Below are 11482 nucleotides of genomic sequence, written 5' to 3' on the forward strand. Positions count from 1 at the left end.
CCGACCAGCCTAGACCGTTTCCCGCGGCCCCCGTCCCGGACGAGCGGTGGCCCCGCTCACCTGCGGGGACGGGCGGTCACCGCAGCGGCCGGTGGGAGTGGACCAGGCCCCGCGGGTCGAGCCGCCCGCGCAGCCCGACCAGGCGGGCGTGGTCCGCGGGGGAGAAGGCGGTGCGGACGAGGCCGGGGTCCATCTCCCCGAAGGACAGGGTGAGCGAGCGCCCCAGGGTGCGGTCGGCCAGCGCCCGGGTGGTCGACGCGCGCAGGTCGGCCATGGCGGGCGTGTCCCGCGACCCGTCCAGGGTCAGCAGGGTCAGGGCGGCGGTGGCGCCGCGGTGGCCGACGGCGCCGGGGACCCGGGGCGGGCGGGACAGGGCGCCGCCCAGGTGGCGCAGCGACATGACGGACATGAAGGGGGCCTCCGCCGCCCGCACGGCGGCAGCGGCGGCGTCCTCCACCGGCAGGTCGTCCAGGAGCAGGCCCTCGCCGCGGAAGGCCGCCGGTTCGTCGGGGTCGGCGAACACCTCCTCCGAGCGGGTGTAGGGGAGGACCTCCGTGGTGTCCTCCAGCAGCGGACCGGCGGACCGCAGGGGTTCCACCAGGCGGGGGCCCGCGTCGACGGGGCCCGACCAGGAGACCGCCACCCGGGCCAGGTGGCGTCCCCGCAGGTGCGGGGGGAGTCCGGGCAGGTCGGGGTAGGCGATCAGGGACACCCCGGAGGTCATCTCCTCGGGCAGGTCCCGGGTCCAGTCCCACCAGGCGCCCAGGACCCGGGCGGGGTCCCCGCCCAGGTCGAAGAGCAGCCCGCCGCCGTACAGGCGCTCCACCGGGAACAGGTCGACCTCCATCGCGGTCACGATCCCCAGGTCCCCGCCCCCGCCGCGCAGGGCCCAGAAGAGCTCGGGGTCGGTGTCGGCGGTCACCGTCCGGGCCGTGCCGTCGGCCGTGACCAGGTCGACGCTGCGCACGTGGTCGGCGGCGAACCCGTACCGGCGGGCGAGCAGCCCCACGCCGCCGCCCAGGGTGTAGCCCACCGCGCCCACGGACGGGGCGCTGCCCGACAGCGGCGCCAGCCCGTGGGGCGCCGCGGCCCCGATCACCCGCCGCCAGGTGGCGCCCGCCCCGATCCGGGCGGTGCGGCGGGCGGGGTCCACCCGCACCCCGTCCATCCGGTGCGTGGCGACGAGCACCCCGTCCGCCAGGCCGGTGCCGCGGCCGTGTCCGGTGGCCTGGACGGCCACCGGGAGGCCGTGCCCGGCCGCCCACGCCACGGCCGCGCGCACGTCGTCGGCGCCGGCAGCCTCGACCACGGCGGCCGGCCGGTGGGGGTTCAGGAGCTGGACTCCGGTGCCCGCCCGTTCGTGGCCGGGCGATCCCGGGGCGTGCACGGCCCCCCTCACCCGGGCGGCCAGGCCGCGCGCCGCGGTGCCCACCGTGTTCGTCGTGTTCGTGGTGTTCGTCGCATCCGTCATGGAGCCCTCCGGAAGTCGTTCCCGTGCGGTCCCGGCCACCGTAGGAGCCCATGCGGCCACATCACGGCCGCAATGGACGGCATTCTGGAGGACATGAGCGAATCCGTCCGGGCGGGGCTGCCGCAACGGCTCCTGCGCCTGCTGTCCCTGCTCCAGGCCCGCCGAGAATGGAGCGGTGCCGACCTCGCCGACCGGCTCGGCGTCAGCGCCCGCACCCTGCGCCGCGACGTCGACCGGCTGCGCGGCCTCGACTACCGGGTCGAGGGGGTCCCCGGTGTCGCGGGCGGGTACCGGCTCGCCTCGGGGCACGGCCTGCCCCCGCTGCTGCTGGACGACGAGGAGGCCGTCTCCCTCGCGCTCGCGCTGGTCAGCGCCGACGGCGCCCGGGAGGGCGCGCTGAGCGCCCTGGCCAAACTGGAGAGGATCCTGCCCGCCCGGCTGCGCCCCCGCCTGGCGGCGGTCCGCGACAGCGCCTCCGCCGTGCCGGCCGGACGGGACGACACCGACCCGGCGACCCTGGGGCGGCTCGCCGCGCACTGCCGCGACCGGGTCGTCACCGCCTTCGCCTACCGGCCCCGGTCGGGGGAGCCCGGCGAGCGGCGGGTGGAGCCGCACCACCTGGTCTCGCACGGCGGCCACTGGTACCTCATCGCCCACGACCTGGACCGGGACGGCTGGCGGACCTTCCGGGTGGACCGCGTCGGGGGCGTCCGGGCCGCCCACGGCCGGTTCGCCCCCCGCGACCTGCCCGACCCGGCCGGCCACCTGCTCGGCGGGTTCGCCGAGGCGACCTACGCCCACACCGTGCACCTGGCCGTGGACCTGCCCGCGCGGGAGGTGCGCGGCCGCCTGTACGGGCCGTTCCCCGGGCGCATCGAACCCGACGGCGAGGACCGGTGCCGGGTCCGCGTCAGCGCCGACTCCCCGCACCTGGTCGTGCAGTACACCGCGGCCGTGCTGTGCCTGGACGCCCGGGTCACCGTGGAACAGGTCACCGCCGAGATCGCCGGGCACCTGCGCCGGGCCGGAGGGGCGCTACTCTCGTGCCCGTGAGCACGCAGAACGAACCCCCCGCGCTGGCCGACGTCACCGCCGCCTTCGAGGACGTCTACCCGACCTCCTGGGCCGCCTCCTGGGACCGGGTGGGACTGGTGGTGGGCGACCCCGCGGACCGGGTCGCCAGGGTCCTGTTCGCCGTCGACCCCGTCGAGGCCGTCGTCGACGAGGCGGTCACCTGGGGTGCGGACCTGATCGTCACCCATCACCCGCTCATGCTGCGGGGCGTGCACAGTGTCGCCGCCGACACCCCCAAGGGGCGTATCGTGCACCGGCTCATCCGCGCCGGGATCGCCCTGTACACCGCTCACACCAACGCCGACACCGCCGCCCCGGGGGTGTCCGACGCGCTGGCCCGCGCGGTCGGGCTCACCGGCCCGCTGCGCCCCCTGGAGCCCGACACCACCGACCCCGACGGCCGCCGCGGCATCGGCCGCGTCGGAGCCCTGGACGCCCCGATGACGCTGCGCGACTTCGCCGCCCGGGTCGCCGCGGGCCTGCCCGCCACCGCGCCCGGCGTCCGCGCCACCGGCGACCCCGACCGCATCGTCACCACCGTCGCGGTGTCGGGCGGCGCGGGGGACTCCCTGCTCGACGCCGCCCTCGCCGCCGGGGTCGACGCCTTCGTCACCTCCGACCTGCGCCACCACCCCGCCTCGGAGTTCGCCGAGCGGCCCGGCGCGCCCGCGCTCGTCGACACGCCCCACTTCGCGAGCGAGTGGCCGTGGTTGGCGGACGGGGCCGCGGCCCTGGCCGACTCCCTCGTTCGGCGCCTGGGCCCCGATGGGGCTAACGTGGAGGCCCGTGTGTCCACCACGGTGACGGACGCCTGGTCACAGGCGTTCCCGTCGGCCTGACATCCGCACGCCGCCGGGCATCCCGATCGAACTGCACGGTGTCATCGAACTGCACAGAGTTGAGAGCGCGGACGGCGTACCCGCCTTTTCCGACCACCCCAGGAGAAACAAGTGAAAGCCGAACCCGCCGCTCAGGCCAGACTGCTCGACCTCCAGGAACTGGACCTGGAGGTCCAGCGCCTGGACCACCGCGCCGCGACCCTGCCCGAGGTCGCCGAGGCGACCCGGCTCGCCGAGCTCGCCGACCGCCTCGACGGCGAGCTGATCGCCGCCCAGACCCGCCTGTCGGACGCCGAGCGCGCCCAGCGCAAGGCCGAGAGCGACGTCGACCAGGTGCGCGCCCGCGCCGCCCGCGACACCGAGCGCCTGGAGTCGGGGCGCATCACCAGCGGCAAGGAGCTGCAGAACCTCCAGTCCGAGATCGCCTCGCTGGGCCGCCGCCAGGGCGAGCTGGAGGAGGTCGTCCTGGAGGCGATGGAGCAGGTCGAGACCCTGTCGGCGGAGGTGGTCCGGCTGACGGCCGCGGCCGAGCAGGCCCGCGTCGACTACACGACGGTGGTCGCCCGCCGCGACACCGCCGTCGCCGGGATCGGGCTCGACCGGGCCCGCGTCGTCGAGAACCGGCAGCGGGTCTCCGGGGACGTCCCCGAAGCGCTGCTGTCCCTGTACGACAAGCTGCGCGTCCAGTACGGCGGCGTCGCGGCCGCACCGCTGCGCCACGGCCGCTGCGAGGGCTGCAAGCTGGTGCTGAGCCCGGCCGAGATCGGCGAGATCCGCGCCGCCGCCCCCGACGACGTGGTGCGCTGCGAGGAGTGCCGCCGCATCCTGGTCCGTGTTGCGGAGCCGGAGGCCCAGTGAGCACCGGGTGGGGTGCCCCCGACACCTCGCCGACCCGGTTGCTGCTGCTGCGCCACGGCCAGACCCCGCTGTCGGTGGAGCGCCGGTTCGCGGGCCGGGGCGACGTCCCGCTCACCGAGGCGGGGCGCGCCCAGGCCGCGGCGGCGGCCCGGCGGCTGGCCGGCCGCGGGGTCGACGCGATCGTCTCCTCGCCGCTGCTGCGGACCCGGAGCACCGCCGAGTACGCCGCCGAGGCCCTGGGACTCCCGGTCGAGGCCGACGACGGGTTCGTGGAGACCGACTTCGGCGCCTGGGAGGGGATGACCTTCGCCGAGGCGCGCGAGCACGACCCGGTGGCGGTCGACCGGTGGGTGTCCGACCCGCGGGCCGCCCCGCCCGGCGGCGAGGCCTTCGCCTCGGTGTCGCTGCGCGTCGGTGCGGCCCGCGACGCCCTGGTGGAGCGGTACCGGGGACGCACCGTCCTGGTCGTCACCCACGTCACCCCGATCAAGACGCTGGTCCAGCAGGCCCTGCTGGCGCCGGTGCAGGCCCTGTACCGGATGCACCTGGACACCGCGAGCCTCACCGAGGTGGACGTCTACGCCGACGGCCCCATGGTGATGCGCGCCTTCAACGACACCTCCCACCTGGCCTGAACCGCCGGTGGCCCGGGCCCGGGCCACCGGCGGTAGACTTCGTGGTCGAGGGGAGTCGGCCAGGCGGTCGCGGACCGCGCCGGGTGCGCGGATCCGAGGAAAGTCCGGACTCCACAGGGCAGGGTGGTCGGTAACACCGACCCGGGGCGACCCGCGGGACAGTGCCACAGAAAGCAGACCGCCACCGCTCGCGGTGGTAAGGGTGAAACGGTGGTGTAAGAGACCACCAGCGGCCGGAGCGATCCGGCCGGCTCGGTAAACCCCACCCGGAGCAAGGTCAAAAAGGGGATCCCCGGATCCCCGCGCGGATGTTCGAGGGCGGCCCGCCCGAGTCCGCGGGTAGACCGCACCGAGGTCGTCGGCAACGGCGATCCCAGATGGATGACCGCCCGGTCCGTTCGCGGACCGACAGAATCCGGCTTACCGGCCGACTCCCCTCCTTCCAACCTTCTGACCCGCGCCGCGCGGGCCGGACGTGTCCGCCCCGCCCCGCGGGCCCCGGCCGCCGGTGCGCACGGGGACAGGTGTGTACATCCCCGTGGTGATGGTCGACGAGCGGGGGCACCGATAGATTGGGCGGAGCGCTCCGCCACCGCGACCGCGGCGGCGGGCACCCGCGACCGCCGGGGCCGGTGGCCGCGGGCGACGGCGTCCACGGAATGGGTGACTCTTGTTCGACTCGACCCTCTTCTGGGTGGTCCTCTTCGGCCTGCCGTTCCTGGCGATCGTGGCGATCGTGCTGCTCGCCACCTACCAGGCCTCAGGGGTTCAGGAGGACGGGCGCGACGACGCGCCCGAGGACTCCTCCAGCGGCTGACCCGGGTCGTCCGCAGGGCGCGGCCGCGGCACCGGGTCGGCCACGTCGTGCACACCCTGGACCGGGGTGAACTCCCCGGTCGCGGCGTCCAGCAGGTGCACCCGGGCCGTCTCCAGGTCGTAGTACATCCCGGTCAGCTCCAGCTCCCCGGACTCCACCCGTTCGCGCACCAGGGGGTGCAGCATCAGGTGGGCGAGCTGCTGGCGGACGTTGGCCTGGGCCAGGCGGCGCAGCGCCTCCGCGGTGGGCAGCCCCGCCAGCTCCCCGGCGCGTTCGCCCGCCCGGACCAGGCCGGCGGAACCGTGGAAGAGCCAGCGGCGCATGTGCGAGGTGTCGGTGGAGTCGGGGTCCAGGTGGGCGCCCTCCAACAGCGCCTTCATCGCCCCGCAGTGGGAGTGCCCGCACACGACGATCGAGGGCACCCGCAGCAGCGCCACCGCGTACTCGACGGCGGCGCCCACCGAGTCGTCGCCGGGGCTGTCCGGGGGCGGCACCAGGTTGCCGACGTTGCGCACCGTGAACAGGTCGCCCGGGCCGCTGGCCGTGATGAGGTTGGGCACCACGCGCGAGTCGGCGCAGGTGATGAACAGGGCGGTGGGGTTCTGCCCGTGGGACAGCCGGCTCATCACCGACCGCATCCGGTCGGCGGTGCTGGCGTGGTACTCGCGCGCCCCCGCCGCGAGCAGCCCGAGCGGGTTCACCTCCTCGGGCCCGGCGCCGCCGCGCATCCCCCAGGGCGCCCACCAGCGGGCCAGCCCCCGCGGCGCGGTCTTGGCGGCCGGGGCCGACCGCAGGGTGCTGCGCTCGTACCAGCGTTCGTGCACCTCGTCGATGTCGACCGAGCCGCCGGTGCGCTCGTGGTCCACGCGCCAGGCGTGGATGGCCTCGAACGCCGCGTGGTCCATGAAGTCCACGTGCAGGTCCAGGTCCACGGCGGCGCCGGCCGGGACGGTGCGCAGCACGTGCGCGAGCCGGGGCACCCCCAGGAACGTCAGGGACCCGTGCACGGTGATGTGGACGCGGCCGCCGCGCTCCTCGGTGGTGACGGTGAGCCGGGTCAGGCGGCGCAGGGACACGACCATGGCCAGCGCGAACCCCAGGAACACCCCTTCCAGCAGCCCCAGCAGCACCACGCCGGACAGGGTCACCAGGTACACCCCGGCCTCGTGGTGGCGGCGCAGGTCGCGCAGGTGGGCCACGGAGACCATCTGCACGCCGATGAACACCAGCAGCGCCGCCAGCGCCGCCATCGGTATCAGCTCGACCACGTGCGCGAACAGGGCGACGAACACCAGGACCCACACCCCGTGCAGGATGGTGAACAGCGGGCTGTGCCCGCCCGCCCGCACGCCCGCGGTGCTGCGCACCATCCCCCCGGCGATGGGCAGCCCGCCCAGGGCCCCGCTGACGGCGTTGGCGGCGCCCTGGCCGCACAGCTCGCGGTTGAGCATCACCCGGCGGCCGCTGTGCAGCCGGTCCACGGCGATGGCGGAGAGCAGGGTCTCGACGCTGGCCACCATGGCGACGGTGACCACGGCGAGCATGACGCCGTTCCACTGGCCCGCGGCGGGGAGCGCGGGGCCGATCCAGCCCTGGGCGAGGGAGTCCGTGAGGGAGATCGTCTCGACCTCCCAGCGCCCCAGGGTGGCGATGAGCGTGGCGGCGCCGACCGCGACCAGCGCGGCCGGGACGAGGGCGGGCCGGAACCGCCCGAAGCCGGGCAGCCGGGCCCAGCAGAACATCACGGCGATGGTCACGACGCCGACCGCGACGGCCGGCGTGTGGTTGTGGACGATCTGGTCGGGCAGGTCGGTGAGGTTGGCCAGGGCCGAGCTCTGCGGTTCGCCGCCCAGGACGACGTGCAGCTGGGCCAGGGCGATGGTGATCCCGACACCGGCGAGCATGCCGTGGACGACCGCGGGGGAGACGGCCAGGGCCGCGCGGGCGATCCGGAAGGCGCCCAGGGCGAGCTGGACCAGCCCCGCCAGCAGAGTGATGAGGCAGGTGACCTGCCACCCGTACGTGGCGATGAGGTCGGCCACGATGATGGTCAGGCCGACGGAGGGGCCGCTGACCTGGACGGCGGAGCCGCCGACGAGGCCCGCGACGATGCCCCCGACGGCGGCGGCGATGATCCCGGCGGTGAGCGGCGCCCCGGCGGCGACGGCGATGCCGAGGGCCAGGGGGACGGCGACGAGGAAGACGACGAGGGAGGCGCCGACGTCGGCCGCGACCCCCCTGCGGTCGGGCCGTGGGGCGGGCTCCTGGTCGGCGGGCGGTGCGGGCGGTGTTCCCTGGGCGTCGTTGCGCAAGGCGGCTCCTGTTCTGTACGGGCGGACGATGCGTAGGCGCACGGGGACTTGAGGTGTCCGGACCGGGGGGCGCGCACGGCGTCCGGCCTTCGAGATGTCTCGAAGGGTGCCGTGTCAGTCACCAACTGTAGTCAATGGGAGTGGCTCTGTGTTACGGGCTGTTGTGGTTTCGGTAACCATTTTCCCGTGTTCACATGAGGCGGTCGCGAATCCGGACAGAACAAAAACCGAGGTGGCGGGCGTGAACCCGCCACCTCGGCGTTGTGAACCCCTGATCGTCCCCCGGCCCGCCCTCAGCGGGGGCCGGGCGCACCGGTCACGTTCGGTGCACGGTCACCGGAAGCGGCCGTCGCCGGGTCCCTCGTCGTAGCCCCGGTGCTCCTGCTCGCGGCGGTCGTAGGGCGGCGCCCCCCGGTAGGGGTCGGGCGTCCCGCCGCGGTGCCACTCCTCCAGCGGGAGGTAGCCGTCGTACTCCGGCTCCGCCTGCCGCGGCGGGTAGCCGCCGGGCATGCCGTCGTAGCCGTCGCCCGGCCGGCCGCCGAAAGAGGGGGCCGGGCCGGCGGGGGCGTGGCCCGCCCCCGGGCCGCCGAGCAGCGGGTCGGCGCCGGGGGTGCCGACCGGTGCGCCCGGCCCGAGGGGACCGCCGTACCCGCCGCCGTAGCCGGGTCCGCCGGAGGGCGCGTCGAACCGGTCGGGCCGCCCCACCGGGGCCGGGCCGCCGTACCCGGACGGCGTGACCGGTCCGGGGCCCTCTCCCGCGCCCCACAGCGGCTCACTGCCCGAGGGCCGTGCGTGCGTGCCGCTGTCGTAGGGCGACGTGCCGGTGTCGTAGGAGTGGGTTCCGGTGTCGTAGGCGGGGCCGGGGTAGGTGGGGCGGGTGTGGGCGCCGCTGTCGTACTCGGGTCGGCCGTGGGTGCCGGTGTCGTATTCGGGTCGGGTGTAGGACCCGGTGTCGTAGGCGGGGCGGGTGTGTTCGCCGGTCTCGTACTCGGGCCGCCGGGGCGCGCCGTAGTCCGGCCGTGCGTGCGTGCCGCTGTCGTAGGAGGACGTGCCGGTGTCGTAGGAGTGGGTTCCGGTGTCGTAGGCGGGGCCGGGGTAGGTGGGGCGGGTGTGGGCGCCGCTGTCGTACTCGGGTCGGCCGTGGGTGCCGGTGTCGTATTCGGGTCGGGTGTAGGACCCGGTGTCGTAGGCGGGGCGGGTGTGTTCGCCGGTCTCGTACTCGGGCCGCCGGGGCGCGCCGTAGTCCGATCGCGCGTGCGTGCCGCTGTCGTAGGCGGGGCGGTCCGGGAGGCCGTGCGCCCCCGGGCCCGCCAGCGGGTCGGGCCGCCCCGGAGCGGGGAGGCCGCCGCCCAGCGGGTCGCCGGACACGCCCGGGCCGGCGCCGTAGCCGCCCGCCGGGCGCTGGTGGGAGCCGGTGTCCAGGCTCGACCAGATCGGCGATCCCACGTCGGATCCGGAGGAGGGCGCGCGGTACCCGCCGCCCAGCGGGTCCGGGTCGTCGAGGCGCCCGCGGCCGCCCGTGCCGCCGTCGTAGGGGGACGGGGAGGACGGCGCCGGCGTGTAGGGCGCACCGCCCGGGGCCGCGCCGCCCGCCGACGGCGCGCCCAGCGGGTCGCGCGTCGGGCCGCCGGAGCCCAGGGGGTCGCCGAGCGGGTCGGTGCGGGGCGCGGTCAGCCGGTCGGCCAGGGACGGGGAGTCCGGGGACGGGGTGGTCCGCACGTTCCAGGAACTGGAGCTGAGGGGGTCGTCCTCCCGCGCCGCGGGCGCGGCGGGGGCGGACGGGGCGGGCTCGCGGACGGGCGGCGGCAGCTCGGCGCGCTCGGGGCGCGGCGGCAGGGCCCGTCCGTCGTCGGGCCCCGGGCGGCCGTCGTCGTTGCGGCCCAGGCTGGCCAGCACCGCGAGGTCGGCGGACGGGTCCGAGGCGCCGGTGGCGCGCGGCAGCACCGTGGTGGCCCCGGGGGCGCCGGCCGGTTCGTCCTCGTAGTCCTCGTAGTCGTCCTCGTACTCGTACTGCGTCACGCTGGGCGCCCGGTCGTCCCCGCGCCCGTCCCGCTCGTCCCGGTCGTCGCGGCCGCCCCGGTCCCCGCGTTCGTCGTCGTCGCCCAGGCTCGACCAGAAGCCGCCGTCCTCGTCGTCGTCCCAGTCGTCCTCGCGCTTGCCCCGCCGGGGTTTGGGCCTGGGGCGCCGCTCCGCCCGCCCGGCCGGGCGCTGCCCGCGGCCGCGCCCCCGCGGGGCGCCGCGTTCGTCGTCCCCGCCGTCCCCCGGGTCCGCGTCGCCCCCGCCGTCCTCGTCGTAGTCGTAGTCGTCCTCGTAGCCGTCGTCGCGCGATCCCAGGTTGAGCGCGCGCATGCCCAGCAGCAGGAGCAGCAGCACGGCCAGCACGACGACGATGGCGATGATGATGACGGTGAGGGTCATGGTTTTCGCATCTACCTTGGGGAGGTCGGCCGCGCGCCCGGATCCCTCCGGGACAGGCCCGGGTGGGGGCCGGTCGGAGCGGGGCGGCGACCGCCTGGGCCCGCGGAGGGGCGGCCTGCGGAGCGGGAGGGGTGCAGGCGACTCCTGTGCGGTCTCAGGTCAGCGTGCCGCGCGGCGAGTGGACGGATAACGGTCATCTGAAAAGGGGCGGGGGCATGCCCCACTGTATGCGCTGTCGCGCCCTGTGTGCAGAGGGCGATGGGAGCTTCCTCGGGGAATCCGGAAAAGACCGGCCATCCCGGGATACCTGTGGGCGACCCGGGACGGCGCGCACGGGGCGGCCCGGATCACTCCGTGCCGGTGACCAGCGACCCCCGTGCGAGCGCGCGGTCGGCGATCGCCTCCAGCGCCGAGGACAGCTCCGCGCCCTCGGGCAGGTCCAGCGGGGCGCTCAGCGCGTACACCGTGAACCGGAAGTTGTGCGGGTCGTCCTCCTCCGGGCACGGCGGCTGGTAGGCGGCCTCGCCCGTGCTGTTCAGCCCCTGGCGGGCGTCCGCGGGCACCGTGTTCTGCCGGAGTTCACCCGACTGCGGGTCCAGGTCGAAGAGCACCCAGAAGACCTCGGCGGCCTCGGGGTCGTCCACCACCACCGCGAGGGACTCCGTGTTCTCGGGCAGGCCCGACCAGCTCAGCGGCGGCGAGTACGACTCGCGCTCGCCGTCCTCGCCCGGCTCGGAGCCGACGCAGGTGAAGGAGTCGGGGAGCGGGCGGCCCTCCTGCATCATCGGGCTGACGACGTTGATGTCGTCGGGCACGTCCCCGTTCTGCCCGGGGGCGAACAGGCCGCAGCCGGTGGTCAGCGTCAACGCCGTCCCCGCCACCAGGGCGCCGGTGAGCGCGCCGGGGGAGGTGCGGGGCGCGCGCCGCGCCCCGGTCGTCCGGAGGGAAGGGAGGGCCGGGAACAATGTGGGACTCCTGCTGGACTCTGGAAAAGCGCGGAACGCCGTAGGGACGGGGCGCACCGCAGGACGGAAGCGGCCGCGGCGCGGCGTCCGGAA

At 75.9% G+C, this 11482-nt stretch carries 9 protein-coding genes and 1 other RNA gene; 6 read left to right on the forward strand and 4 right to left on the reverse strand.

The genetic code is table 11. From position 1 onward, the window contains the following. Positions 1-76: 76 nt before the first annotated feature. On the reverse strand, positions 77-1471 hold the full coding sequence (locus K1J57_RS20245; RefSeq protein ID WP_220560147.1) for an FAD-binding oxidoreductase: 1395 nt from the start codon (positions 1469-1471) through the stop codon (positions 77-79). Between the two features lie 93 nt (positions 1472-1564). Between K1J57_RS20245 and K1J57_RS20250 the strand changes: the two genes are divergently transcribed. The 6 genes from K1J57_RS20250 (at position 1565) to K1J57_RS20275 (ending at position 5694) form a co-directional block, all read left to right on the forward strand. Further along, positions 1565-2524 carry a YafY family protein gene (locus tag K1J57_RS20250; RefSeq protein WP_255646442.1) on the forward strand — a complete coding sequence of 320 codons (960 nt, stop codon included), beginning with the start codon at positions 1565-1567 and terminating at the stop codon, positions 2522-2524. Then, the gene (locus K1J57_RS20255) at positions 2515-3384 is read left to right on the forward strand and encodes a Nif3-like dinuclear metal center hexameric protein (protein WP_220560149.1); all 870 of its coding nucleotides are present in this window, start codon (positions 2515-2517) and stop codon (positions 3382-3384) included. The genes K1J57_RS20250 and K1J57_RS20255 overlap by 10 nt, the downstream gene beginning before the upstream one ends. 111 nt (positions 3385-3495) lie before the next feature. Continuing rightward, positions 3496-4242 (forward strand): zinc ribbon domain-containing protein, encoded by a 747-nt coding sequence (locus K1J57_RS20260; protein ID WP_220560150.1) that lies wholly within the window; start codon positions 3496-3498, stop codon positions 4240-4242. After that, positions 4239-4877: a histidine phosphatase family protein gene (locus K1J57_RS20265; RefSeq protein WP_220560151.1), complete on the forward strand. Its 639-nt coding sequence runs from the start codon at positions 4239-4241 to the stop codon at positions 4875-4877. The genes K1J57_RS20260 and K1J57_RS20265 overlap by 4 nt, the downstream gene beginning before the upstream one ends. A gap of 51 nt (positions 4878-4928) precedes the next feature. After that, positions 4929-5316, forward strand: an RNA gene (rnpB, locus tag K1J57_RS20270) — RNase P RNA component class A. 231 nt (positions 5317-5547) lie between these two features. Then, entirely contained in the window at positions 5548-5694 is a 147-nt protein-coding gene (locus K1J57_RS20275; protein ID WP_220560152.1) for a hypothetical protein, read from the forward strand. On the opposite strand, the gene K1J57_RS20280 is transcribed toward K1J57_RS20275, so the two are convergent. The 3 genes from K1J57_RS20280 to K1J57_RS20290 form a co-directional block, all read right to left on the reverse strand. Next, the gene (locus K1J57_RS20280; RefSeq protein ID WP_220560153.1) at positions 5646-8006 is read right to left on the reverse strand and encodes a bifunctional SulP family inorganic anion transporter/carbonic anhydrase; all 2361 of its coding nucleotides are present in this window, start codon (positions 8004-8006) and stop codon (positions 5646-5648) included. The genes K1J57_RS20275 and K1J57_RS20280 overlap by 49 nt on opposite strands. Before the next feature lie 333 nt (positions 8007-8339). Beyond that, a complete protein-coding gene (locus tag K1J57_RS20285) occupies positions 8340-10424 on the reverse strand; it encodes a hypothetical protein (RefSeq protein ID WP_220560154.1) in 2085 nt (694 codons plus the stop codon). A gap of 347 nt (positions 10425-10771) precedes the next feature. Beyond that, positions 10772-11389 (reverse strand): YbhB/YbcL family Raf kinase inhibitor-like protein, encoded by a 618-nt coding sequence (locus tag K1J57_RS20290; RefSeq protein WP_220560155.1) that lies wholly within the window; start codon positions 11387-11389, stop codon positions 10772-10774. Positions 11390-11482 lie beyond the last annotated feature (93 nt).

Origin of the sequence: Nocardiopsis sp. MT53 (genome assembly GCF_019598965.1) — a bacterium.
Classification (GTDB): Bacteria; Actinomycetota; Actinomycetes; order Streptosporangiales; family Streptosporangiaceae; genus Nocardiopsis; species Nocardiopsis changdeensis.